Raw genomic sequence first — 25,402 nt, 5'->3', positions numbered from 1 at the left:
CATGCTGCTCTGCCTCCGCCAGTTGGAGGCCCCTCGCGGCGCTCGCGGCCGCAAGTTGCGCATCGGCGCCGGCCGCCTGCCGGTCCGCGATCTGATCCAGTTCCTGGAGAGCAGCGGTGACGAGCAGGTGGAGATCGCGAAGCGCTGCCTCTGGAAGATCTCGTTCAATTCGCCGCTGTTCCCGCCGTCATCGCTGTTCCGGCGGATCCTGTCGCTGCAGACGGAGGAGAAAGGGCTGGATGCAGGCACCGGACACCGTTCCCGGGATCACATCCGGCATCTGATCTATCTGTCCATCCTGGGCATCTATCTGTTCTCGATCGACGCCAACCTGCAACGCCGATTCGATCGACAGGCGACGCATCAGAAGCGACGGCACCGCGTGGGTGCTTTCAACAATATCGATCTGTTCGTGCAGTCCTGGCTGGCGTTCTGCATCTTCCATGACATCGGGTACCCGATCGAACGCCTGCACAGCGCGGAGAACCCCGAGGTGCTGGCGTCCATCGAGAGGAACACGCTGAGCAGCTATCAGGACCTCGGAAAGGCCTATGGCGAGGAATACACGGTGCGTGCCGTCGCCAACCTCTGCGCACTGGTCGCACTGCTGGAGTTCGACGATCACGAGTTCGGCGATCTGGTTCTCCCCCATCTCGACGACGCGAAGGTCGATGACCTGAAGAAGGCGCTCAAAACCTCCAAGGTCAGCTATGACGGCGTGCGACGCGCCAAGCCGATCGCCTTGTTCAGTCCGCCCTATGCGCGACTGGTGGGCGCGCTCATCGGGCGTCGCGCGTTGTTGGCCGTGATGGAGTCGGAGGCGACCGGCCGGATCGTGTGGATGGGCAATCAAGACCGGTCCATCGATCTGCATTGCGACGGCGCGGTCGACGCGCGGGCGGCGTGGCAACAGGCCTACGCCGCGGGACCGGAACCGCTGAGCGGGTACAGCATCAAGTACTACCCCTGTGCGTCGCTCACTGCGCGCGAAGTGGTGGCGTCCGTACTGCCGGCGCGCCCCGGCGCGAACGCGGACATTCAGCAGATCTGCAAGGAGTTGCTGAAACGGGACGATTTCCGCCGCGGCGCCCGCACGGCCGAAGCCTTGACGGTGGGACTGTCGAGCGTGGCCTACGGCGCCTTGTGCGGCACCGACTTCATGAGCCATTCCCTGGACGGGCGTTTTGAAGACGAGCGTGGCGCCGAGGTCGCACGCGCCGCCGTCGGACGGCACGCCGGGGAGGTGATCGAGCAATTGGCCAGGAGCTTCGAGCTGGCCTTGCGGCAGCGTTGGAAGGACAAGGTGTTCCCCCTGGAAGACGTCTTGTCGACGTCCAAGGCGTCCGAAGCCTATGAACAGCTGACGCGACAGGCCCTCGAGCACGACGATCTGATGCTGGCCCTGTCGCGTCGGCTTGCCGCCTCCGGAGGGGGCGCCTTGCGTGGTGCGGGTCAGCTCCGGGCGGCCGTCGAGGAAGTACGGGAGCGCTTTGAAGAGGACAGCCGGATGCAGGGGACGATGGCGAAGTCGCTGCAGGCGGCCGTCAAGCCGATGCTGGAAGAGGCCGTGGCTCGCGAGCGCGCCATCAACCGGACCTTCACCTTGCTGATGCCCGCCGTCCAGGCCATCGTCGACCAGGCGACGACCTCTGTCGACATGGCCGACGTCGCGGGACTTGCGAAGGCGGATCCTGCCTCTCCTGGATTGATCCGGGAACTCTTCGTCGACCATGCCTTCGGCCGTTCGGTCGACATGTTGACGGAGCAGGACAGGGCCTTGCTGGCCGACATCGGCAAGGACTACAAGCCGACGTGGCGCGTGGATCACGGCTTCTATGCGGCCGCCATCGCGCTCTGGTCGAGTTGCTTGCGGTTGTCGATGATCCGGGCAAGTCGAGACGGTTCAGGGACGCCGGACACGGAAGCACGGAGCCGACTGGCCTGCCTGATGACTTTCAATCCCGCGGCCGCGTATCAAGGGCAAGGGGCATTCGCCGACTCGGAAGCAGAATCGGAAGCGCTGAGAAGCGCCACCGATCTGTGCTATCGGAGCATCGCGCTGCACAACTTCTATCCGAAGCTCTCGCTGGCGCATCGCCACTTGCAGCACGCCATCGGCAGTCACGCGTTCACGTACATCGCGCTGCTTTGCGACGCGCTTCAGAACTGGGATCGCGACGTCCAGTACAACCCTGGAAAATTCGATCTCACCGACCTGAAGCCGGACGGCATGTACGACATCTTTCTCGAAGGCGATCGCCTCTGTGTCGTGATCGATCGGTCCTATTTCACCGAGGCTCGGATCGTGGCGCTGCGAAAGGACCTGGCGAGCTATCTGCGCGATCTCGACACGATCGTGGAGATCCGTCTGGGTTGAGCCGGACCGTCGATCCCGGAGCAGGTCGCGCTGCTGGTGTGGCGCCCGCCGCGCACGCCGCGACGCCAGAATGAAGAAGGGCCGCCGGAGTGATCCGGCGGCCCTTTGTCATGGCGCTGCCTGTATCGGCGCGTCAGCGCGCGACCACGTAGTAGCTGGTGCCCGAGGACCGCGGCGTGGTGCCGCCGGTCTGCAGCAGCAGCACGTGGCGACCCGCGGTGCTGTGGAACACCCGCAGCAGGCGGCTCTGCTGGCCGGCGATGACCGGCGCGGGCAGCGGCGCGGCGTCGGGCAGGAAGAGCCCGGTCGTGAAGCGCTTGTAGGTGGTGGGCAGGTCGTAGGCGCCGCCGTACCACCAGCCGCTGCCGTACTGCATCGTCGTGGGCTCCACGACCAGCGACTCTCCGGTCGCCGCGAAGTTGCTGAAGCTGACGACGCCGTTCACGACACCGTTGAGCGCGCCGGCGTACTGCCGGTCCGCGGTACGGAAATAACGTCCGTTGGTCGAGACCACCACATCCTGGATTTCCGTCAGGGACAACGGGGCCTCGGCGTAGTAGGTGTTGTTCTGCGGGACGCTGCTGGGAGGCGGAGGCACCGTGGCCGGCGTCGGCGAGCGGTAGGAGAAGCCGGTGACGCCCGGCGAGGACATGCTATCCACCGAGAAGACGCGGTTCAGTCGACCCGCCACGACGCCGCCGCGGCTGCTGCCCACGTCGTAGCTGCCGAGGGCGTAGTCGTGGTCGATCACGTAGGCGCCCGTGTAGCCGTTGATCGTGATCAGCAGGGAATTCGCGCCGCCGGCGAGCAGCATGATGAACCCCTCGTCGTCCACGAGCGCCTCGTACTGGCTGCCTCCGGTATGCGAGGTCCGGATCGCCGTGAGTGTGACCAGGTCGACCAGGGTGGCGAGGCCGCCCTGGTGGATCACCGCTGCCAGACGCCCGTTCGGGCTCACGCTGAAATTGTAGGGCGGGGCGGGCAGCGCGATCGTCTGCACCGAGCCGCTGAAGGGATCCACGACGCGCAAGGCGTCCGGCGACGCGGTCGACAGGACCAGCTTGTCGAGCGAAGCGCTGTAGTGCGCCTCGAGCGGCGTGAAGGCCAGCGTCGCGCTGGCGCCGATGGCGGGAATCACGTTGAGCTCGACCGTGGCGCTGGCGCTCTGCTGGCCGTTGGACACGGTGACGGTGGCCGCGTACTGGCCGGCGACGTCCGGCACCAGGCTCAGCGCGGCCTGGTTGGGGGTCGGGATCGTGGCGCTGCTGCCGGCCGGCCGGACGTCGAGCGTCCACTGATAGCTCAGGCTGCCGCCGTCGCGGTCGAAGCTCAGCGCGCCGGTGGCGCGTGCCGTGTCGCCGGTGACCATGGTCACGCGGGCGCGATCGACCAGGGCCACCGGGCCGCGAGGGCCGACGTTCAACTGGATCGTGCGTTCCGAATAGGCGCCCGCGGTGTCCGTCACCCGCAGGCGGATGACGAAGGTCCCATCCCGGTCCACGGTCAGGCTCGGGTTGACGGCGCTGCTCGAAGACAGGGCGGCGGTGCTGCCTGCGGGCCGGCTGTCGATCGTCCACAGATAGGTCAGCGGATCGCCGTCGGCATCGACGCTGTTGCCGCCGCGCAGCGTGATCTGGGTGCCGCTGGCCAGGTTCTGCACGGGCGCGGCGGGAAGCGCCTGCGGCGTCGAGTTGGTGCCGATCTCGGCGACCGGGCGGCGGTTGCCCACGCGCACGGTGATGACCTTGCTGCTGCGCGCGCCCAGGGCGTCGGTGACGGTCAGGTAGACGACATAGTCGCCGAGCGTGTCGGGCAACAGGTTGATCGACGCGCCCGTCGTGGCCGAGAGCGCGGTCGCGCTGCCTGCCGGTCGGCTGGTCAGGTTCCAGGTCCGGCCGGTGATGTTGTTGTCGGGGTCGGTCGAGTTGCTGCTGTCCAGCTGGGCCATGTAGCCCACCGTGCCGTCCAGCGTCACCGGCGCGGTGAACTGCTCGCTGACGAGGATGGAGTTGACCATCACCGGCAGGGGCGCACGGTTGTCGGCGACGAAGACATGCGTGTTCACGAAGCTGGCGCCGCGCGAGTCGGTGCCGGTGACCTTGACCTTGTAGGTGCCCGCGAGATCGGTGCCGAGGAAGATGCGTCGGTTGTCCGGCGCCATGACGGCGGCGCTGCCCGCCGGCTTGCCCACCAGTTCAAAGCGCAGGTCCGCCAGCCGTCCGTCCGAGCCCATGCTCCCGGAAGCGTCGACGACGACCGTGGCGCCGACGGTGATGCTGCGCGGCGGCTCTTCGGTCGGCACCGGCTTGAATTCGGTCTGCACCGTGACGGTGGGCGTAGGCGCGCGGTGGTCGGCAAGGATCGGGTAGGTGGTCTCGAAGCTGGCGCGGCCGTCGCTGCCGATCACCTTGACCCGGTAGAGGCCGCCCAGGTCGGCTTCGAGCCTCGCCTGCTTGCCGTCGACGGTCAGTCGGGCGGCGCTGCCGTCGGGCCGGCTCGTCAGTTCGAAGCGGATGGAGACGGGGTGTCCGTCCGGATCGCTGCTTTGCGCCGCGTCGAACAGTGCCGTGCCGCCGATGCTCATGGACTGCTGGGGCTGCTCGGTCGGCACTGCCGTGAAGACCGGGGTGACCACGACGTTGCCCGAGGGCGCACGGTTGTCCACATTGATGGAGACCTGCTGCGTCGTGGCGCCTCCCCGGCCATCGGAGAGCTTGAGCGCGACCGTGTAGACGCCCATCACATCCGGTCGGAACTGGAGCGCGCGCGCTTGCGTGTCGGTCAGCGTCACCTGGCTGCCGGTCGGCTTGGCCACGAGGCTCCATTCCTGGCTGAGCGGATCGCCGTCGGGATCGGTGCTGCTTCCGGAGTCCAGACGCACGAGTCCGCCCAGGGTCGCGGCCAGTCCCGCGGCGCCGTCGGCAGCGGGCCGCACATCGCCGCCGCCCAGAATGCTGGCGCGCGGTGGATTGTTGGTCGCCACCGGCGTGACCGGCGTCGAGCCGCCGCCACCGCCTCCGCCGCCTCCGCACGCGCTCAGCGCGGACAGGACGACGACGGACAGCAGGGCGCGACGCGCCCCGCGAAGGAATCGATGCATGAGGAGAACTCCCTGGATGCCGCAGGATCTGGCGTCCAGGGCGCGCGGATTCTAGGGAATCGGGCGTCATTCGCCCGTTCCTCAACGCTGTTCTGATCCCCCATTCGAGGAGGGTCAGTTCATGCCTGTGCGATCTGCGACCCGTCGGGTCACTCCTCCAAGGCTTGCAGTTGCACCAGCCGCTGGTAGATCCCGCCCTCGACCGCCATCAGCTCGTCGTGCGTGCCGCGCTCGTCCAGATGGCCGTGGTTCAGCACCACGATCTGGTCGGCCTCGCGGATGGTCGACAGCCGGTGCGCGATCGCGATCACCGTGACCTGGCCGCGCAGCGCGCGCAGCGCCTCGCCGACCTGCGCCTCCGTGGCGCTGTCGATGTTGGCCGTCGCCTCGTCCAGCAGCAGGATGCGCGGATCGCCGGCCAGCGCGCGGGCCAGCGCGATCAGCTGCTTCTGCCCCGTCGACACCGCCAGCCCGCCGTCGCCCAGCCGGCTGTCGTAGCCCTGCGGCAGCACGCTCAGGAACTCGTGGGCGCGTGAGGCGCGGGCCGCCGCCTCGATCTTCTCGTCGGAGATCGCGCGACCCATGCGGATGTTCTCGCGCACGCTGCCGGCGATCAGGTAGGGTTCCTGCGGCACCAGGCCGAGCGCGGCGTGGAAGGTCTCGTCGGGCAGCTGGTTCAGCGGTTGGCCGTCGATCAGGATGCGCCCCTGCTGCGGCTGGTAGAAGCGCAGCAGCAGCGCCAGCAGCGTCGACTTGCCCGAGCCCGTGTGCCCTGCGATGCCGACAAAGCTGCCGGCCGGGATCTCGAGGTCCAGGTCGCGCAGCACCGGCTGCTCCGGCTTGTAGGCGAACTGCAGGTGTTCGAAACGGATCGCGCCCGCGCCGACCACGAGGTCCGGCCGATACGAGCGCGGCTCGCAGGGCTCGCGCAGCAGCGCGCGCACGCGCGACGCGGCCACCAGCGCCTGCTGCAGCTGGCTGAACTGCATCGTGATCTGGATCAGCGGCTCGACGACGCGGGCGATGTAGGCGAGGAAGGCGTACAGCAGGCCGACCTCCAGGCCCGACAGTTCGCGCAGCCCGAAGCCGTAGATCACCGTCACGATCAGCAGCACGTTGAGCAGGTCCAGCGCCGGGCGCAACAGCCAGGCGTTGGCGCGCAGCTCCTGCACGCGCGCCTCCAGCTGCGCGCGGTTGGCGGTCTCGTAGCGCGCGGCGAAGCGTTGCGCGGCGCCGGCCGACTGCAGCATCGCCATGCCGGCCATGCTCTCGGCCATCTGCGCGTTGAGCTCGGCCCGCAGCGCGCGGGCGCGTTGCACCGGGCCGCTGCTGGCGCGCTGGTAGAGCCAGATGATCCCGGAGCTCGCCGGCACCAGCGCCAGCACGATCAGCATCAGCCGCCAGTCCAGCCACGCCATCGCGACCAGCGCGCCGGCCACCACGATGGTCGAGTCCAGCATCACGAACAGCACCTGCCGGTACAGGTTGTTGACCGCGTCGGTGTCATTGGTGATGCGGCTGAGCAGCTGGCCGGTGATGCTGCGGTCGAAGAAGGCCATCGGCTGCGCGAGCACGTGCGCGTAGACCTGCTCGCGCAGGCGCAGCACCGAGCGCCGCGCGACCGAGGCCATGCGGCGCAGCTGCGCGTAGCGCAGCAGGCTGGCGGTCCAGCCGGCCAGCAGCATCGCGCCCAGCAGCAGCGCCATCGGGCCCAGCTCGAAGTGGCGCGGCAGCACGTGCGCGTCGATGAAGTGCTTGCCCAGGATGGGGCCGATCGCCTCCAGCGACGCGGCGACGACCAGCCAGCCCAGGCCCTTCACCAGCCCGCGGCGCTCCGGCGCGGCGGCCTGCGCCAGCAGCGCCAGCGCTTCGCGCGGCGAGTGATCGCTCTGCGGGTTCGTCGGTTTCTTGCCGTCCTTGCCGGACGCGGTCTCAGGCGGCGTCAAGGCTGGCCTCCAGTTGTTGGTAGCGCCACTGGCCGGCATACCAGCCGCCCAGTGCGAGGAGTTCGTCGTGACGGCCGCGCTCGACGATGCGTCCCTGCTTCAGCACGACGATCTCGTCCGCCTCCATCACCGCGGACAGCCGGTGGCTGACGACCGCGAGGCTGCGCTCGGGGTGCCGCTGGCGCAGTTCGCGCCAGTGGTCGAGGATCTGCGTCTCCGTGCCGCTGTCCACGGCCGACAGAGCGTCGTCCAGCAGCAGCACCGGCGCTTCCGCCAGCAGCGCCCGCGCGATCGCGATGCGCTGGCGCTGGCCGCCGGACAGCGTCACGCCGCGCTCGCCGACCAGCGTGTCGTAGGCCTGCGGCAGCCGCGCGATGTCGTCGTGCACGGCGGCGAGCTCCGCCACCGCGCGGATCTGCTCGCGCGTCGCGTCCGGGCGGGCGAGGGCGATGTTGTCCGCCACAGAGGCCGAGAACAGGAAGGGCTCCTGCGGCACCCAGGCCAGCGTGCGTCGCAGCGCGGCCAGGCGGATCTCCGGCGCGGGGACGCCGCCCAGCCGCACGGCGCCCGCGTCGGGCTCGTACTGGCGCAGCAGCAGCCGCAGCAGCGTCGACTTGCCGGAACCCGTCGCGCCGACGATGCCCAGCGTGCGGCCCGGCGGCAGCGTCAGCGCAATGTCTTCGAGCGTCGGCTGCGACATGCCGGGATAGCGGAAGGAGACGCGGTCCCAGGCGATGTCGGCGTTCGCCGGCAGGTCGCGGGTGCCCGTGTCCACCAGACTGACCGGCGCGTCGAGCACCGGCTGCAGGCGCGACCACGCGGCGCGTCCGCGTTCCAGGAGCGACAGCACCCAGCCCGCCGCGAACATCGGCCAGATCAGCTGGCCGAGGTACATCGTGAACGCGGTCAACTGACCGATGCTGATGACGTTCGTGCCGACCAGCCACGCACCGACGCCCAGCGCGATCACCGTCGCCGCGCCGAGCGACAGGCCGACGGCGGGTTCGAACATCGCTTCCCAGCGCTGCGCCTGGAAGGAGGCGTCGCCGGCTTCGCGGGCGAGTTCGCCGAACTGTTCGCGGCTGCGACGCACGAGGCCCAGCGCCCGCACGGTGCGCACGCCGGCGAGGCTGTCCTGCACCTGCTGGTTCAGCGTCGAGAAGCGCTTGAGCGAATCGGCGGAGGCCACGTGGATGCGCGTCGAGATGCGCCAGAACGCGTAGGCCATGAGCGGGAAGGGCACCAGCGCGGCCAGGCCCAGCCGCCAGTCGACGCTGATGGTCATCATCCCGAGCACGAGGACCAGCGTCAGCGAGCCGTCGAAGGCGGCCAGCAGCGCTTCGCCGGCGGCCATCTCGATGGCGTCGACGTCGTTGGTCGCCAGCGCCATCAGGTCGCCGGTGCGCTGGGCGTGGAAGAACGCGGGGCCTTGATTCGTCAGCTGCGCGTACAGCCGCATGCGCAGCTGGCGGCCGAGTTCGTAGGCGGTACGGAAGAGCGCCAGGCGCCAGCCCACGCGCAGCAGGTAGATCGCCAGGCCGGCCAGCACGAGCAGGCCGAGCTGGCCGACCAGGTCCCAGCCGGCGATGCGGTGCGACACCAGCGCGTCGACGACGTGGCCGACCTGTCGCGGGATCCAGACCGTGAGGACCGCGATGGTGCTGAGCATCAGTGCGCTGGCCGCATAGGGCCGCCAATGGCCGCGGATATGACCGAGGATCAGGCGAGTGAGAGACATAGGGCGGCCATTGTGCCCGCCGGGTTCCGACCGTCGGAAGGTCAGGGCGATGGCCGGCGCGACGACCGCGCGCCCGGCGACCTCAAGGCGCGGAGGACGCCCGCGCGATCATGCCGATGCGCGCGTGGACCAGGTCGGTCAGCACGCGCAGGCGCCGCTCGTCGAAGTTGCCGCTGAGCGCGTAGGCGAGCTTGCCGTCGATCCAGAAGAGGCTGCGCGTGGTCTGGCCCGCCTCGACACGCTGCATCAGGCGGAAGGCCACGGGCGCTTCGGGCGAGCTCGCGCCGGTGCTGACGTAGAGCGTGAAGCGCTCGCCGGCCTCGTTCTCGTACATGAACTGCGCGCGGGCCAGCGCTGCGCCGCCGGAGGCGCCGGCGGACGTGCCTGCCGCAGCGTCGTCGCCCGCCGGCAGCAGGCGGCCGCCGACCAGCTTCCAGCCGTAGTCGCGCAGCACGGGTGCATACAGCGGCTGTCCGAGCCGCTTGCTCAGCCATTGCATCAGGTGATCGGCCTGGTCGGCGCCGACCTCCACCGGATGGCGCTTCTCGGGCTGGTACACGGCATGCGCGATGGCGGCGTCGCGGACGTATTCGGGGATGGACGGATCGCGGCCGGCGGCGCGCGCGGCCGCCGCGGCGGCGGCCATCTCGGCGGCTTCCTTCTTGCCGTACCACCAGGCGTGGCCGCCCCAGCCGCCGGCGACGCCGGCACCCAGGCCGACCGCCAGCAGCAACGCCGCCGCCCAGGCGCGTGGCCAGCGCGGGGCATTTGCGGCGGGGGGGCGCAAGGCGGTGGTGAGGGACGGGGGCACGGGCTCGTCGAGCCAGTCGCGATGCAGGGCCTTCAGCGACTCGCGCTGTTCGCGCCAGCCGAGCACCTGCTGCGCGGCGCGCGGGTGGCGCAGCAGCCAGTCCGCGACCTGCGCGGCGCGCTCGGGCGGCAGTTGTCCGTCCACGTAGGCGTGGAGCGTGGGGTCGTCGATGTCGATCTCGTCGTGGGTCATGGTGCGGCGCTCATTTCACCACCCGCAGCGGCGGGCGACCCGGCGCGGCGCCGTCCATGGACAGGCGCAGCCGTTCGCGGGCGCGGGACAGCCGCGACATCACCGTGCCGACAGGCACGTCCAGCACGCGGGCGGCGTCCTGGTAGCTCAGTTCCTCGACGCAGACCAGCAGCAGGATCTCGCGCGACGCGGCCGGCAGCGCCGCCAGCGCCCGTTCGAGATCCAGCCGCAGGGCGACGCGCTGCTGCGGTTCCTCGATCGCGGGCTGCGGCGCGTCGTCCTCGTCCAGCGAATCGTGGAGCGCCTCGCGGGCGTCGCGCCGCTGGTTCAGGTAGAGGCGGTGCATCAAGGTCAGCAGCCAGTTGCGCAGGGCATCCTGGCGCGTCGGTCCGGCCTCGGCATGGAACAGCGCGCCCTTGCGGGCGGCGCGTTCCAGCGTGTCCTGCAGCAGGTCGTCCGCCCGGGCATGGTCGCCGCACAGCAGCCGCGCATGGCGGCGCAGACGGGGAAGCAGCGGCAGCGCTTCGTCGAGGACCAGGGGCATGGGCGGGTCGATCTGCGGGAGCTCAGCCCTTAAGGTTTGGCCGTATGCCAGACCTGATTGATGCCGTCACCCGTCTTGTCGCCGGGCTTGGCGTCCTTGGCCCAGAAGTACAGCGGCTTGCCCTTGTAGGCCCACTGCTTGGAGCCGTCGTCGCGGGTGATGATGGACCAGTCGCCGGAGACCTTGTCCTCAGGGCGGGCCATCAGCGGCGGCCAGTTGGTGGCGCAGCCGCCGTTGCACACGCTCTTGCCGTTGCCGGCGGTGTCCTTGTCGAAGGTGTAGAGCGTCATGTCGTTCGGGCCGACCAGCGCGCCGTCCTTGGCGGTCGCAGGGGCTGTCTGCGCGGCGGCCAGACCGGCAGCCGCCATCAGGACGGCGGCGGCGGTGAGCTTCAGGGTGATCTTCATGGGGTCTCCTGGTGGATAGGTACTGAAGAAACACGGCAGAGGGGCAGCTTATTCCAATCGTGAGACATTCCGTTGCAACAGCAGGGGCGACAAGGGCGCGCAGCAGCGGGGACAACAGCGCGATTTGCTCGATGACGATCCGAGCACTAGCCTGCGGGTTCTGACTGCGCTGCCAGGAGACCCCAGCATGACCGACCGCGCCCAGGCGCTTGCCGCCGAGCTGATCCGCAACTTCCATGAGGCCGAGCTGACCTCGTTCAAACGCGAGCCGCTGTACGAGTCGCGCTTCGCGCGCCTCGCCCGCGGGACCGCTGCGCGCAAGCTCGGCGCGTCCTACGACATCGTCGAGCCCGGCAAGACGACCTGCCCCTACCACCTGCACTACGCGCAGGAGGAGATGTTCATCGTCCTCGAAGGTTCCGGCACGCTGCGCGTCGCCGGCGAGCGCCTGCCGATCAAGGCCGGCGACGTGATCTTCATCCCCGCCGGGCCGGAGTACCCGCATCACATCATCAACACCTCGGATGCGCCGCTGAAGTACCTGTCCGTCAGCACGATGGAGCAGCCGGAAGTCTGCGTCTATCCGGACTCGAACAAGTTCATGGCCGAGCACGGCCCCGACAAGGCGACCCGCCCTTTCGAGGCCATCCGCAAGGTGGGCGAGGGCGACCTCGACTACTGGCAGGACGAGCCCTGAAGAGGCCCGCCGAAGCGCGCGTAGCGCGCGGCATGCACCCGTGCGCTCAGTACGTCCGCGAGCCCTTGAACTGCGCGTGCTGGCGCCGCTGCAGCGTCGTCTGCTTGCCCATCGCCTCGAAGGACACGCGCGCATGCGCGTCCATGATCGCGATGCCCAGCGCGTCGGCCGCATCCTTGCCCGGTTCGCCGGGCAGCTTCAGCAGCCGAGCCACCATCGCCTGGACCTGCGCCTTCGCGGCGCCGCCGTGGCCGGTGATGGCCTTCTTCATCTGCACGGCGGTGTACTCCGACACGTGCAGGTCGCAGGACACCAGCGCCGTCAGCGCCGCGCCGCGCGCCTGTCCCAGCAGCAGCGTGGACTGCGGGTTCACGTTGACGAAGATGATCTCCACCGCCGCGCAGGTCGGCTGATACCGCGACACCACCTCGCGGATGCCGTCGAAGAGGATCTTCAGCCGACCCGGCAGGTCGCCGGTCGGCAGCGCGTTGGTCTTGATCGTGCCGCTGGCCACGTACGACAGGCGCGGGCCGTCCGCGTCGATGACGCCGAAGCCCGTCGTCTGCAGGCCGGGGTCGATGCCGAGGATGCGCATGCCGTCGCCTCCCTGCGCGTCAGGTGCCGGCGCGGAAGTACCACCGCACCGAATGGAAGAACACCGGCGCCGCGAAGCACATCACCGCGATGCGGTCCAGCAGGCCCACCGCGCCGGTGATCGCGCTGCGGTTGCCCCAGGCGTTGATGCCGGCGTCGCGCTTGAGCGCCTGCATCACGAACACGCCGAAGCTGCCGCAGCCCGCCGCGACGAACGCGGCGATCGCCGCCTGGCCGGCCTTGAACGGCGTGATCCAGTACAGCAGCGCGCCCGCCAGTGCCGCCGCGAACGCGCCTATCCACCAGGCCTTCATCGTGAAGGAGCGGCTGATGCGGCGCGCCACCGGCTTGGCGCGGAAGCGGCTGGTCGCCACCGCCTGCGCGATCTGCCCGCAGGCCACCACCGCCACCAGGAAGAACAGCAGGAAGGCGCCGCGGCCTTCGTACTTCGGGAACTCCAGCAGCAGCAGCGCCGGCGCATGCGACAGGCCGTAGACGCAGACCATGATGCCCCACTGGATCTTCGAATTGCGTTCGAGGAAGCGCTGCGGATCGTCCGCCAGCGCGCTGGCCACCGGGATCGCCAGGAACCCGTAGACCGGGATCAGCACCGAGAACAGGTCGAAGTGGCGCGTGCCCACCAGCACGTACTGCAGCGGCAGGATCACGAAGAAGGCCATGATCAGCCCGCGATGGTCGGCGCGGCGGGTGTGCAGCAGCGTGATGAACTCGCGGAAGGCCAGGAACGAGAAGACCGCGAACAGCAGCGTCGCGCCGACCGGCCCCGAGACCCACGCGGCCCAGAACAGGCAGGCGCCGACCCAGACCATGTTGAGCTCGTGCCGGAAGCGCGCCCAGCGCGCCTGCCAGGCTTCCTGTTCGTCGTCGGGACGGTCGCGCAGCGACCACAGCACCGAGCCGATGCTGACCAGCAGCAGCGCGCCGAACAGCACCACGAACAGGAAGGCCACCTGCTCGCTGCTGTTCAGGGATTTGAGCCACCTCATTCCTTCCACCCTCCCGGACGCAGCGCCATCACCGCGGCGCGGGCGCGTTCGAGGAAGGCGCCCTTGTCCTCGCCGGGTTCGATCCGGATCGGCGCGCCGAAGGTGACCGTGCACAGGATGGGCACCGGCACGACCTCGCCCTTGGGCATGACGCGCTGGACGTTGTCGATCCAGGTGGGGATGAGCTGCACGTCGGGGAACTGTTCGGAGAGGTGGTAAAGGCCGGCCTTGAAGGCCTGCGGCGCGCCTTTGTTGGAGCGCGTGCCCTCCGGGAAGATGACCAGCGAGTCGCCGCCCTGGAGCGTGTCGACCAGCGGCTCGAGCGGATCCTCGTCGGGCGTGGCGCGCGTGCGGCTGACGTAGACCGCGTTGAACACGGCCGTCGTGATCCAGGTCTTGAGGGCGGAGCTCGTCCAGTAGTCGCGCGCGGCGATCGGTCGGGTGCGCGCTCTCAGTTCGCCGGGCAGGGAGGCCCAGATCAGCACCCAGTCGAAGTGGCTCTGATGGTTGGCGAAGTAGATGCGTTGTTCGGACGTCGGGGGACAGCCTTTCCAGTGTCCCTGCGCGCCGGTGATCAGGCGTGCCAGTGAGGACAGGAACAGGCCGGTGATTTCGGCAAGGACCATGGCGCGATTATCCCGGAGGACGGCGTGCTACTCATTTAACGATTCGATCATTCAAACGAGTCATAAATGTTGAGGTTCAGGCGTTGATGGGTCATGGCGTTCGAAAGGTGTGTGCCGGGACACTGCGGGCAGTACGTTTTCTCGTCAAGGATCCCTTCGATGAATAGCCAGACCTCAGATCAAGTCAATGTGCGGACCACGGCCGCGCCGGGTCGCGAACCCGGCGCGCCGCCGTCCTTCGGCAAGCGCGTGGCGCAGGCCCGTCGACCGGGCGACATGGTCGCGACGGTACAGCCCGGCGACGACCGTCACGCCGAAGCGTCGCCGTCGGAACCGTCCGCAGGTGGCGCCCCGGACGCGGTGTTGCCGGACGATGCGGGGCGCGGCAGTTCGACGGACGGTGAACGGATCGATGCGCAGGGCGGTGGACAGTCAGAAGACCAGTCCTGCCGGGAGATCCACAGCGACGGCAGCGAAGACGACTGCGATCGGTCTGCTGCGGTGTGGCCGTGGATGATCGCTGGCGCTGGTGTCCTGCTGGCCGGCGCGGCGGGAGCCGGCGGCCATGGCGGCGACAGCCACGCCTCGGCGGCAGCGCCCACGACGCCAGCGGCACCTCCGCCCGCACCCGCGCTTGCACCTGCACCTGCACCTGCACCTGCACCTGCACCTGCACCTGCACCTGCGCCCGCACCCGCGCCTGAGCCTGCACCTGAGCCTGCACCGGCACCGGCACCGGCACCGGCACCCGTGCCGCCCGCCGCGCCGCATCTGTCCACCAGCACGGGCAAGGACACGATCGACGGCGGCGGCCATGTGGACGTCGCGCTTGCCTCACCGGGGACCTCCTGGGTCTATCGCATGGACGGCGACGACACCTGGCACCCCGGTCAGGGCACCCGCATCGACGCCGGCACGCTGGACCGTGGTGTTCACGCGGTGATGGTCGCGCAGCTGGACGACCAGGGCCGGCCCGGCGACATCGCCACGCTGGCGGTCCGTGTCCACGACGAGGTGCTCGCGCCGACGCTGGCACTGGCGCACGACAACGGCAGTTCGTCCACGGACGCGCTGACCAACGACGGAACGATCGCCGTCTCCGGCCTCGCGTCCGGCGCGAGCTGGTTCTATCGCGTGAACGGCGCCCCCGACTGGATCGAGGGCAAGGACGGTCAGGTGCCGGCCGGCGCGCTCGTTGCGGGCCAGAACCGGATCGAGGCCTACCAGGTGGACGCTGGCGGCGAACACGGTCCGCTGACCAGTCTGGCCGTGACGCTGGACCTGACGCCGCCGGAAGCGCCGCTGCTGCAGACCAGCAACGGCACCGACCTGCTGAACGCGCACGACTTCATCAATGTGTCCGGCATCGAAGGCGGCGCGAGCTGGCGCTTCCGCGTGAACGGGCAGGGCGACTGGATCGAAGGCCACGACGGCCGCATTCCGGCGGACGCACTGGCGGCCGGAGAGAACCATGTCGACGTCGTGCAGGTCGATGCCGCAGGCAACGTCGGCGCCGCGGCGACGCTGACGGTCCGGCAGGACCTCGAGGCGCCCGATCCTTTGCGGGCGCACGTAGACGGCGGGCGCGGCAACCTCGTGTCCCTGCAGGGGGCGATCGTCCTCGACAACATCGAGGCCGGTGCGACCTGGAAGTACCGCATCAACGGCGAGAACGGCTGGCACGTGGGCGACGGCTCGCAACTGTCGGCGACCCGTCTGCTCGAAGGTCGCAATGACGTGACGCTGATGCAGACGGACAGCACCGGCCATGACAGTGCCGCCACGGCCATCACCGTCACGCGTGACAGCGTCGCACCGGACCGGCCCGAGCTGGTGACCAGCAACGGCCTGCCGCTGATCAATGCGCAGGGCGGCCTGCTGGTCCATCGCCTGGAAGAGGCCGCGAGCTGGGAGTACCGCATCGACGGCGGCGATTGGCTCGCGGGCAAGGGCGACTCGCTGGCGTCGGGCGCCTTGCACGAAGGCCTGCAGACTGTCGATGTGCGTCAGACCGATCTGGCCGGCAATGTGAGCGACATCGAGTCGATGACAGTGACGCTGGACTCGATCGCGCCGGACGCCGTGGCGGCCAGCGTCCACATGCAGGGAGGCGCCGCGGCGCATGGCAATCTGATCAATGCGAGCGGTTATGTCTCCATCGACAACCTGGAACCGGGCGCCGTCTGGGAGTTCAAGGGGCCCGGCGACGAGCACTGGCGGCAAGGTGTCGGGACGCAACTCAGCACGCGGTTCTTCGACGATGGCACCAACACTGTCGACATCCATCAGATCGATGCGGCGGGCAATGTCAGCGCAGACCGTTCGTTGCAGTTCACGCTGGACACCGTGCCTCCATGGTCTGAGGTGAACACAAAGAGCGCCTCTCCCGATGGGGCTCAGAATGGGTATGTCAACGCGAACAGCGATTTTTCGGTGCGTGTTCACGGCAATCAGTCCTCGACCGTGTTCTTCAACGGGATGCCCTATGACCTGGGGGCAGATTCCTTTGGCCACGGGACCGCAGCCACCTGGGCGGCGAGCTACTTGCATTCAGGATTCAACAGCATTCGCGTGATCGCCGTCGACGAGGCCGGCAATCGCCTCGACCAGAGCTTCACGGTCATTCTCGACACCTCCGCCCCGGGCGAGCCGAGCCTGACGCTGAAGAACGACACGGGCGCGAGCAGCACGGACCGGATCACCTCCGATGCCACGGTGAACGTTTCCGGTCTGGAGAATGGGGCCTATTGGCGTTACAGCACCGATGCCGGCCAGCATTGGACCTGGGGATCGGGCGCCGAAATCGCGGGCGCGGTGTTCGGCGCTGACGGGCTCAAGGATCTGCAGGTGCAGCAGGTCGACGCGGCGGGAAACTACGGCGGCACGCAATCGCTCCAGTTCACGCTCAACTCGGCAGTGATCTGAGCCCGACCTCTCCGATCATCGATAGACGCCCCGCGCCGTGCGGGGCGTCTTTCATTGAGCGCGGAGCAGTGTGGCGGCCTTCTCCGCGATCGCCACCACCGGCGCGTTCGTGTTCCCGCTGACGACGCTGGGCATGATGGACGCGTCCACGACGCGCAGCCCCTCGATGCCGCGCACGCGCAGGCGGTCGTCCACGACCGCCTGCGCGTCCTTGCCCATCCGGCAGGTGCCCACCGGGTGATACACCGTGTCGACGCGACGGCGCAGCAGCGCCTCGATGTCGGCGTCCGCGTCGACGCCCGCGCTCCAGAGCTCCCGCTTCCAGAACGCCTTCATGGCCGGCGCGCGCATCAGGTCGCGCGTCAGCTTGTAGCCCTCGATGAGTTCGCGCACGTCCTCGGCGTCCTGGAGGAAGGCCGGATCGATGCGCGGCGCGGTCAGCGGGTCGGCGTTGGTCAGCGTCAACGCGCCGCGGCTGCGCGGCCGCAGCAGGCACACGTGACACGACAGGCCGTGCCCCAGTCGAAGTTTGCGTGCGTGGTCCTCGACGAGCGCCACCACCAGATGCAGCTGCACGTTGGGCGCCGGCAGATCCGGACGCGTCGCCAGGAACCCGCCGCATTCGGCGAAGTTGCTGGTGACGAGCCCGCGCCGCTCGCGCCGGTAGCGCTGCAGCTGTCCGAGGAAGCGGGCGCTCCCGCGCGCGGAGATGCCGGCAAGTTCGAGGCAGTCCGACTCGTAGCCGAACACGAAGTCCGGATGGTCGTGCAGGTTGCGGCCAACGCCGGGCAGGTGGTGCCGGACCGCGAGGCCGTGCGACTGCAGCTGCGCGCCGTCGCCGATGCCCGAGAGCATCAGCAGTTGAGGCGATTGCAGCGCGCCGGCGCAGACGATGACCTCGCGCGCCGCCCGCACCGTGCGGCGATGACCGCGTTGCAGCATGTCGACGCCGACGGCCCGTCGCTCTTCCAGCACGAGTGACAACGCGCGCACGCCTGTCTCCGCGCGCAGGTTGGATCGTCGTCCGAGATGCGGTTCCAGATACCCGCGCGCGACGCTCCAGCGCTCGCCTTGATGCTGCGTGACCTGGTAGACGCCGAGGCCCTGCATGTCCGCGCCGTTGAAGTCGTCGAGGATCGCATGACCCGACTCGCGCGCCGCCGTCCGCCAGGCGGCGTGGATCGGCGAGTCGGTGCGCAGGTCGCCGACGCGCAGCGGACCCTCCTGGCCGTGCCACGGCGCCCCCAGGCGTTCGTTGCGCTCCGCGTTGATGAAGAAGGGCAGCAGGTCGTCGTAGCCCCAGCCGACGTTGCCGGCCGCGGCCCAGGCGTCGTAGTCGCTGCGATGCCCGCGCGTGTAGACCATCGCGTTGATCGCCGACGATCCGCCCAGCGCCTTGCCGCGCGGCTGGTAGCCGCGACGGCCGTTCAGGCCGGGCTGCGGCGCGGTCTCGAAGCCCCAGTTGTTGATCTTCGCGGCAACCTGCAGCGCGCCGGCGAACGGCGTCGTCGTGACCCAGCCGTCGCCCCGACCGCCGGCTTCGAGCAGCAGCACGCGGCAGCCCGGGTCCTCGCTGAGTCGGCTCGCAAGCACCGCGCCCGCGGAGCCGCCGCCGACGATCACGAAGTCGGCATCGAACCCGTCCGTCGCGCTCATGCGATCTTCTTCAGCAGGCCGAGCAGGCGGTCGAAGGTCGCGCCGTACGGCGGATGGAACAGCTTCGTGCCGGCGAAGCGCGACTGCAGGAACACCGGCTTGAGCTTGCTGAAGGTGTTGAAGCCCCAGACGCCGTGGTACGACCCCATGCCGCTGGCGCCGACGCCGCCGAAGGGCTGCTCCTCCTGGCCGAGGTGCCAGATGCAGTCGTTGACGGTGACGCCGCCGGCATGCGTGCGGGCGAGCACGTCGTCGCGCGCGGCCTTGTCCTTGCCGAACCAGTAAAGCGCGAGCGGCCGGTCGCCGGCGTTGACCTGCGCGATCGCCTCGGACGGGTGGCCGTACGGCACGATGGGCAGCAGCGGGCCGAAGATCTCCTCGCGCATCACCGTCATCTCGGGCGAGGTGCCGAGCACCAGCGTCGGGACGATGCGACGGTCCGTGGGCGCATCGTCGTGGGTGGGACGCAAGGTCGCACCGCGGGCGCGTGCGTCGTCGAGCAGGCCCTTCAAGCGCGCGTGATGGCGCGGACTGACGATGGCGGTGAAGTCCGGGTTGCCGTCGATGCGCGGATACAGCCGGCGCACGGCGGCGACGATCGCATCGGCCAGCGGCGTCACGAGCTCCTCCGGCACCAGCACGTAGTCCGGCGCGACGCAGGTCTGCCCGGCGTTGAGCAGCTTGCCGAAGGCGATGCGCTCGGCGGTCCGGGCGATGTCGGCGCTGCGGTCCACGATGGCGGGGGACTTTCCGCCGAGTTCCAGCGTGACCGGGGTCAGGTGTTGCGCCGCGGCCTGCGCGACCAGTCGACCGACCGGCGTCGATCCGGTGAAGAACAGGTGATCGAAGGGCAGCTGCGTGAAGGCCTTGCCGACCTCGGCGTCGCCGGTGACGACGGTCATCTCGTCGGGGGAGAAATGCTGGGCGACGAGCCGGGCCATCAGTTCGGAGGTGGCGGGCGTCAACTCGGACGGCTTGATCATCACGCGGTTGCCGGCGGCCAGCGCCGCCAGCGCGGGAGCCATCGCGAGGTAGTACGGATAGTTCCACGGCGCGACGATGCCGACCACGCCGAGCGGCTGCGGCATCAGCCGGTTGCCGGCGGGCAGGAAGTGCAGGGCGGTGGGCGCGCGCTTCACGGCCATCCAGCGCTTCAGATGGCGCATCGCATGCCGGGCGCCGGACTGCACGGTGAAGAGGTCGGCCAGCAGGCTCTCATGCCGGGAGCGATGCCCGAAGTCGCGGGACATCGCGTCGGCGAGCGCCTCCGCGTGGTCGGCGGTCATGCGCAGCAGCCGCGCCAGACGGTCCTTGCGCTGCGCGTGCGTCGGCGTCCGCTCGCGGTCGAACGCGGCGCGCTGCTGCTCCAACACAAGGTGCAGGCGTTCGTGCAGGGCTTGGTCCATCGATGTCTCCGCTGTTGCTCTTGTGGAGACGAAGGCTATGCGCATTCGGACACCGGGCCAAGCGAAGCGACCCTGGACTAGAGAGGTCCGACTAGCAGAACGCTGGGCCGCAACGCAAAAGCCCGGCCAAGGCCGGGCTTTGTTGGAGAGGCTCCGAAGAGCCCGGCCGGATCGCCGCGAGGCGATCCCGGCGATCAGAAGCGGTAGCCCGCGCCCAGCGTCACGCCGGAGGCCTTGACGCCGTCCTTGTTGTAGTAGCTGGTGTAGTCCAGCGCGCCGTACCACTGCTTGCTGAAGGCGTAGCTCACGCCGACACCGTAGGACACGTCGTCGTCGCTGCCGGAGGCGGACAGGCCCCCGAAGCTGGACTTGATCTTGGTGTGCACGTAGCCCAGGCGGCCGAACACCTGGATGCCGTTGCCGAAGTCGTACTTGGGCTTCAGGTAGAAGCCGTAGGCGTTCGACACCTTGGTCTTGACGCCGTCGGTGTTGTCGTCCTTGACGCCGGTGGCCAGCAGGCCTTCCACGGCGAGGTAGGGATGGGCGTTCCAGCCGACGATGCCGCGCAGCAGGCCCGGCTCCAGGTCCGGGCCGCCGGCGTCGATGGTGATGAAGCTGTAGCCCACCTCACCGTACAGCGCTGGCTTGACGGCTTGTGCTTGGGCGACGCCGGCCAGCAGGAGGGCAACGGCGGCAATGGCGGAAATCTTGGTCATGTTTGCTTGGTCTTGAACAACAGCACCAGAACGGTGCCGGCGCGCAAGGTAGCATCCGGACCCGGGAAAACCCGATCGTTCCCGCCACGGAGTTGTCACAACTCATTCCGGGAGTTGTGACCGCGCGACGCCTTTCAATGACGGAAGTGGCGCACGCCCGTCAACACCATCGCGATGCCGCGTTCGTTGGCTGCTGCGATGACCTCCTCGTCGCGCATCGAGCCGCCCGGCTGGATGACGCAGGAGGCGCCCGCGTCGGCCAGCACATCCAGGCCGTCGCGGAACGGGAAGAAGGCGTCGCTCGCCACGGCCGAGCCGGTCAGCGTCAGGCCGGCGTTCTCCGCCTTGATCGACGCGATGCGCGCCGAGTCGATGCGGCTCATCTGGCCCGCGCCGACGCCCAGCGTCATGCCGCCGCCGCAGAAGACGATGGCGTTGCTCTTCACGTACTGGGCCACGGTCCACGCGAACATCAGGTCGTCCAGCTGCTGCGCGGTCGGCTGCAGCGTGGTGACCACCTTCAGGTCGGCCTTGGTCAGGAAGTGGTTGTCGGCCGTCTGCACCAGCAGGCCCGAACCGACACGCTTCACGTCCTGCGCGTTGCGGCCCTGGTCCCACGGACGCGCGCCGCCCGGCGGCAGCGCGATCTCGAGCAGGCGCACGTTGACCTTGCCCTTGAAGACCTCACGCGCCTCGGCGCTGAACGACGGTGCCATCAGCACTTCGACGAACTGCTTGGACACGAGTTCCGCGGCGGCGCGGTCCACCTCGCGGTTGAAGGCGATGATGCCGCCGAAGGCGCTGGTCGGGTCGGTCTTGAAGGCCTTGGCGTAGGCGTCGGCGGCGTTCGCCGCCACGGCCACGCCGCAGGGGTTCGCGTGCTTGATGATGACGCAGGCCGGTGCCTCGAAGCTCTTCACGCATTCCCACGCGGCGTCGGCGTCGGCGATGTTGTTGTAGCTGAGTTCCTTGCCCTGCAGCTGCTTGCCGGTCACCAGCGAACCGGGCGCCGGGTACAGGTCGCGGTAGAGCGCGGCGGTCTGGTGCGAGTTCTCGCCGTAGCGCAGGTCCTGCACCTTGATGAAGCTGCTGTTCATCTGCGCGGGGTATTCGGCCAGCGAGCCGTCTTCCAGACGGGCGCTCAGGTAGTTGCTGATCGCGGCGTCGTACTGGGCGATGCGGTTGAACGCGGCCACCGACGCGGCAAAGCGCGTCTTGTCGCTGGTCTTGCCGTGGGCCTTCAGTTCCTCCAGCACCTGCGCGTACTGCGACGCGTCGGTCAGCACGGTCACGTCCTTCCAGTTCTTGGCCGCGCTGCGGACCATCGCCGGGCCGCCGATGTCGATGTTCTCGATCGCGTCCTCCAGCGTGCAGCCGGGCTTGGCGACGGTGGATTCGAACGGGTAGAGGTTGACCGCCAGGATGTCGATCGTGTCGATGCCGTGCTGCTCGATCGCGGCGACGTGCTCGGGCAGGTCGCGGCGGGCCAGCAGGCCGCCGTGGATCTTCGGATGCAGCGTCTTGACGCGGCCGTCCAGCATCTCCGGGAAGCCGGTGTGCTGGGCGACTTCGGTCACCGGCAGGCCGGCGTCGGCCAGCAGCTTGGCGGTGCCGCCGGTGGACAGCAGGCGCACGTCCAGCGCGTGCAGCGCCTTGGCGAAGTCGACGATACCGGTCTTGTCGGAGACCGAGATCAGGGCGGTGAGTTGTGCCATGGGAGCTCTCTAAAGGGGATTCGGTTCGGCGCGGGCGCTCAGATCAGCTTGTGCTCGACGAGCTTGCGGCGCAGGGTGTTTCGGTTGATGCCCAGCCATTCGGCGGCTTTGCTCTGGTTGCCGTCGCTGTGCTGCATCACCACTTCCAGCAGCGGCTTCTCGACGAGGCGGATCAGCATCTCGTGCATCGAATGCGGCACTTCGCCGCCCAGGTCTCTGAAGTAGACCTCCAGGTTTTCGCGGATGCAGGAGTCGATCGGTTTGGGCGTCATGCCGTGAGCCTTCTTTCTTGGTCTTGGTGTTCGTCGTTCGCGGCGGCGGCTGCGTCAGGGTCTGCGTCGTCGAGGGCGTCGTCGGCGGGCGGCAGGTAGGGCAGGCGGTCATGGTCGTCCGCCAGCGCGTCCAGCCAGTCCGTCAGTGCGCGGACCTGGCCGTCGCAACTCTCGAGGGTGTTCATGCGGCGGCGGAAATCCTCGCCGCCGGGGAGCGAACGCACGGCCCAGCCGATGTGCTTGCGCGCGCTGCGCATGCCCGTGAGTTCGCCGTACAGCGCGTAGTGGTCGTGCAGGTGCTCGATGAGCCAGCCCTTGGCGTCGGCGATGCGCGGCGCGGGCAGCTCCTCGCCGGTGGCCAGGAAGTGCGCGATCTCCGCGAAGATCCACGGACGACCCTGCGCCGCGCGGCCGATCATGATCGCGTCCGCCCCGGTGGCGGCCAGCACCTCGCGGGCCTTCTGCGGCGTGTCGATGTCGCCGTTGGCGACCACGGGGATGCGCAGCGCGGCCTTCACCGCGGCGATGGTGTCGTACTCGGCGTGGCCGCTGTAGCCCTGCTCGCGCGTGCGGCCGTGCACGGTGACCATCGCGACGCCGGCGGACTCGGCGGCACGCGCGAGCGCCACCGCGTTCTTTTCCGCCTGACACCAGCCGGTGCGCATCTTCAAGGTCACCGGCACGCCGCGCGGCGCGCAGGCGGCGACCACGGCTTCCACGATCTCCAGCGCCAGCGCCTCGTCCTGCATCAGCGCCGAACCGGCCCACTTGTTGCAGACCTTCTTGGCCGGACACCCCATGTTGATGTCGATGATCTGCGCGCCGCGATCCACGTTGTACGCCGCGGCCTCGGCCATCATCTGCGCATCGGTCCCGGCGATCTGCACGGAGATCGGGGCCGACTCGCCCTCATGATTCGCACGGCGCGAGGTCTTCAGGCTGTTCCACAGATCCTTGCGCGAGGTCACCATCTCGCTCACCGCATACCCCGCGCCGAGCTTCTTGCACAGCACGCGGAAGGGCCGGTCGGTCACGCCCGCCATGGGGGCGACGAACAGACGGTTCGGCAGGAGGTAGGGACCCAGCGCAAGCGGGCTGGATGACGGGCCGGGGGACGGCGTGAACATCGGGAACAGTGAGGCGGTTGCACAAAAAAGAGGCAGAAGTATACCGCCCCCGGCGTGCCCGCTCCGTGGCCCCTGTCAGAGGGAAGGCTGCTTGCGCCAGAGCACGAAACCCTGGTCGACGAAACGGTTCATCACGCGGTCCTGCGACAGCTTGTAGACCGCCCGCGCAATGCGACCCCTCAACTCAGGCGAGTTGCAGCGGGAACGGTGCGAGAGCGTCAGGTACAGGCCCTCGCGCGCGATCGCCGGCATCAGCGGCTGGATCGCCGGACCGCCGTTGCGCGCCGCGTAGGCCTCGGCCGGCGTGTCCTCGTAGATCAGGTAGTCGGCACGGCCGCGCTGCAGCATCAGGATCGCCTGCTCGATGCTGGCCACCTGGCTGATCTTCAAGGACTGGCGCGCGTAGTTGTCGAACTCGACGCCGAAGCTGTTGTTGATCACCGTCACGCCCTGCTTGGGCGCGAGGTCGCTCCAGCGCTTGTAGGTCACCGGCGCCGCGGTCCGCGTCCAGATGACGCTGCGCGTCTCGCGGAACGCAGGATGGAAGTAGTCCATGTACTCGGTGCGCGGCAGCGTGAAGAAGGCGCCCGCGATGAGGTCGATGCGACCCGCGCGCATCTCCTCCTGCACGCGGCCCCACGGGCCGACGTAACGGGTCTCGATCGGGATGCCGATCTCCGCCGCGAGCCACTGCATCAGGTCCGCGTTGGCGCCGACCAGCTTCTGCTCGTCCGCCGGATCGCGCCACAGGTAGGGCGGATATTGCGGGTTGCCGGAGGCGACCAGCATCGGGCAGCCGGCGATCGGCGCGGGCGGGGTCTGGGGAGCGGCCTGCGGGCTCGGCAAGGCGCCGGGCGCCGCGCTTGCCTGCACGGAGGAAGGCGGCGGCGCGGTCTGCGCCGACGCCGGGCCGGCGACGGCCAGGCCGATCAACGCGAACGACGAAACGGCTAGGCGGCGCAAGGACATGGTCTTCAGATAATCCCACGCATGGAAGCTTGGCTGCAACAGATGATTCACCTGATGCTGGAGACCCTATCTCTCCCGCAGGTGGGCTTGGGCGCGGTGTTCGTCGTCGCGCTGATTTCGGCGACGCTGCTGCCGATGGGCTCGGAGCCCGTGGTGCTCTTGCTGGTGCATGCGAAGCCGGAGCTGTTCTGGCCCGCGATCCTCGTGGCCACCGCGGGCAACACGATAGGCGGGGCGATCACCTGGTGGATGGGCTACGGCGCGGAACGCGCGTACGAGGCCGCCGTGCACCACACGCCGCGCGACCAGCGCGTGCTCGGCTGGCTGCGCCGTTTCGGCGCGAAGACCTGCCTGATGAGCTGGTTGCCCATCGTCGGCGATCCGCTATGCGCCCTGGCCGGCTGGCTGCGCCTGCCGTTCTGGCCCTGCGTGGCCTACATGGCGGTGGGCAAATTCCTGCGCTACCTGCTCATGACCGCCATCGGCGTCGCGATTTTTGAATGAGCGCACGGACGTTCTCGCCACTTCGGGGGTGACCGCTGGCGTCGAAGGTCTGAGCTTGCACAATCACGGGGCA

Annotated in this window: 20 protein-coding genes; 4 read left to right on the top strand and 16 right to left on the bottom strand. The window is 69.0% G+C overall.

What is annotated here, in order from left to right:
* Position 1: 1 nt before the first annotated feature.
* Entirely contained in the window at positions 2 to 2,377 is a 2,376-nt protein-coding gene (locus tag ACQZ13_RS23965; protein ID WP_431048387.1) for a hypothetical protein, read from the top strand.
* A 133-nt stretch (positions 2,378 to 2,510) separates the two neighbouring features.
* Here ACQZ13_RS23965 and ACQZ13_RS23960 read toward each other — a convergent pair whose 3' ends face one another.
* From ACQZ13_RS23960 to ACQZ13_RS23935, 6 genes are all read right to left on the bottom strand, one after another.
* Positions 2,511 to 5,477, bottom strand: a complete 2,967-nt coding sequence (locus ACQZ13_RS23960; protein WP_431048386.1) for a PKD domain-containing protein — start codon at positions 5,475 to 5,477, stop codon at positions 2,511 to 2,513.
* A gap of 149 nt (positions 5,478 to 5,626) precedes the next feature.
* A complete protein-coding gene (locus tag ACQZ13_RS23955) occupies positions 5,627 to 7,423 on the bottom strand; it encodes an ABC transporter ATP-binding protein (protein WP_431048385.1) in 1,797 nt (598 codons plus the stop codon).
* On the bottom strand, positions 7,410 to 9,161 hold the full coding sequence (locus ACQZ13_RS23950) for an ABC transporter ATP-binding protein (RefSeq protein WP_431048384.1): 1,752 nt from the start codon (positions 9,159 to 9,161) through the stop codon (positions 7,410 to 7,412). Before ACQZ13_RS23950 ends, ACQZ13_RS23955 begins: the two co-directional genes overlap by 14 nt.
* 82 nt (positions 9,162 to 9,243) lie before the next feature.
* Positions 9,244 to 10,164, bottom strand: coding sequence for an anti-sigma factor family protein (locus ACQZ13_RS23945; protein WP_431048383.1), 921 nt, complete (start codon positions 10,162 to 10,164; stop codon positions 9,244 to 9,246).
* A 10-nt stretch (positions 10,165 to 10,174) separates the two neighbouring features.
* Positions 10,175 to 10,708 (bottom strand): RNA polymerase sigma factor, encoded by a 534-nt coding sequence (locus ACQZ13_RS23940; protein ID WP_431048382.1) that lies wholly within the window; start codon positions 10,706 to 10,708, stop codon positions 10,175 to 10,177.
* Positions 10,709 to 10,737: 29 nt separating this feature from the next.
* Entirely contained in the window at positions 10,738 to 11,115 is a 378-nt protein-coding gene (locus tag ACQZ13_RS23935; protein ID WP_431048381.1) for a COG4315 family predicted lipoprotein, read from the bottom strand.
* Between the two features lie 187 nt (positions 11,116 to 11,302).
* Here ACQZ13_RS23935 and ACQZ13_RS23930 point away from each other — a divergent pair, with 187 nt between their 5' ends.
* Positions 11,303 to 11,812, top strand: coding sequence for a cupin domain-containing protein (locus ACQZ13_RS23930; RefSeq protein ID WP_431048380.1), 510 nt, complete (start codon positions 11,303 to 11,305; stop codon positions 11,810 to 11,812).
* Positions 11,813 to 11,858: 46 nt separating this feature from the next.
* Here the strand turns inward: ACQZ13_RS23930 and ruvC are convergent, their stop codons facing one another.
* The 3 genes from ruvC to ACQZ13_RS23915 are packed head-to-tail and all read right to left on the bottom strand — an operon-like array spanning position 11,859 to position 14,039.
* Positions 11,859 to 12,407: a crossover junction endodeoxyribonuclease RuvC gene (ruvC, locus tag ACQZ13_RS23925; RefSeq protein WP_088406119.1), complete on the bottom strand. Its 549-nt coding sequence runs from the start codon at positions 12,405 to 12,407 to the stop codon at positions 11,859 to 11,861.
* 19 nt (positions 12,408 to 12,426) lie between these two features.
* A complete protein-coding gene (locus ACQZ13_RS23920) occupies positions 12,427 to 13,413 on the bottom strand; it encodes a phosphatidate cytidylyltransferase (protein ID WP_088406118.1) in 987 nt (328 codons plus the stop codon).
* Positions 13,410 to 14,039 carry a lysophospholipid acyltransferase family protein gene (locus tag ACQZ13_RS23915; protein WP_431048379.1) on the bottom strand — a complete coding sequence of 210 codons (630 nt, stop codon included), beginning with the start codon at positions 14,037 to 14,039 and terminating at the stop codon, positions 13,410 to 13,412. The genes ACQZ13_RS23920 and ACQZ13_RS23915 overlap by 4 nt, the downstream gene beginning before the upstream one ends.
* A 159-nt stretch (positions 14,040 to 14,198) precedes the next feature.
* Between ACQZ13_RS23915 and ACQZ13_RS23910 the strand changes: the two genes are divergently transcribed.
* A complete protein-coding gene (locus tag ACQZ13_RS23910; protein WP_431048378.1) occupies positions 14,199 to 16,964 on the top strand; it encodes a hypothetical protein in 2,766 nt (921 codons plus the stop codon).
* Positions 16,965 to 17,015: 51 nt separating this feature from the next.
* Here ACQZ13_RS23910 and ACQZ13_RS23905 read toward each other — a convergent pair whose 3' ends face one another.
* The 7 genes from ACQZ13_RS23905 to ACQZ13_RS23875 form a co-directional block, all read right to left on the bottom strand.
* Positions 17,016 to 18,620, bottom strand: coding sequence for a GMC family oxidoreductase (locus ACQZ13_RS23905; RefSeq protein WP_431048377.1), 1,605 nt, complete (start codon positions 18,618 to 18,620; stop codon positions 17,016 to 17,018).
* The gene (locus ACQZ13_RS23900; RefSeq protein WP_431048376.1) at positions 18,617 to 20,026 is read right to left on the bottom strand and encodes a coniferyl aldehyde dehydrogenase; all 1,410 of its coding nucleotides are present in this window, start codon (positions 20,024 to 20,026) and stop codon (positions 18,617 to 18,619) included. Before ACQZ13_RS23900 ends, ACQZ13_RS23905 begins: the two co-directional genes overlap by 4 nt.
* Positions 20,027 to 20,220: 194 nt before the next feature.
* Positions 20,221 to 20,742, bottom strand: a complete 522-nt coding sequence (locus tag ACQZ13_RS23895; RefSeq protein WP_431048375.1) for a porin family protein — start codon at positions 20,740 to 20,742, stop codon at positions 20,221 to 20,223.
* Between the two features lie 134 nt (positions 20,743 to 20,876).
* Positions 20,877 to 22,457, bottom strand: a complete 1,581-nt coding sequence (gene purH, locus ACQZ13_RS23890) for a bifunctional phosphoribosylaminoimidazolecarboxamide formyltransferase/IMP cyclohydrolase (protein WP_431048374.1) — start codon at positions 22,455 to 22,457, stop codon at positions 20,877 to 20,879.
* A 38-nt stretch (positions 22,458 to 22,495) separates the two neighbouring features.
* Positions 22,496 to 22,729 (bottom strand): helix-turn-helix domain-containing protein, encoded by a 234-nt coding sequence (locus tag ACQZ13_RS23885; protein WP_088406111.1) that lies wholly within the window; start codon positions 22,727 to 22,729, stop codon positions 22,496 to 22,498.
* Positions 22,726 to 23,856, bottom strand: coding sequence for a tRNA dihydrouridine synthase DusB (gene dusB, locus ACQZ13_RS23880; protein WP_431048373.1), 1,131 nt, complete (start codon positions 23,854 to 23,856; stop codon positions 22,726 to 22,728). Before dusB ends, ACQZ13_RS23885 begins: the two co-directional genes overlap by 4 nt.
* A gap of 75 nt (positions 23,857 to 23,931) precedes the next feature.
* The gene (locus ACQZ13_RS23875) at positions 23,932 to 24,819 is read right to left on the bottom strand and encodes a transporter substrate-binding domain-containing protein (protein WP_431048372.1); all 888 of its coding nucleotides are present in this window, start codon (positions 24,817 to 24,819) and stop codon (positions 23,932 to 23,934) included.
* A 27-nt stretch (positions 24,820 to 24,846) separates the two neighbouring features.
* Between ACQZ13_RS23875 and ACQZ13_RS23870 the strand changes: the two genes are divergently transcribed.
* Complete coding sequence (locus tag ACQZ13_RS23870; protein ID WP_431048371.1) at positions 24,847 to 25,329, top strand: YqaA family protein; 483 nt, start codon at positions 24,847 to 24,849, stop codon at positions 25,327 to 25,329.
* The last annotated feature ends 73 nt before the right edge of the window (positions 25,330 to 25,402 follow it).

Source organism: Roseateles sp. L2-2 (assembly GCF_050613215.1).
Lineage (GTDB): Bacteria > Pseudomonadota > Gammaproteobacteria > Burkholderiales > Burkholderiaceae_C > Roseateles > Roseateles noduli.
This window is presented reverse-complemented; position numbering and strand designations above follow the sequence as displayed.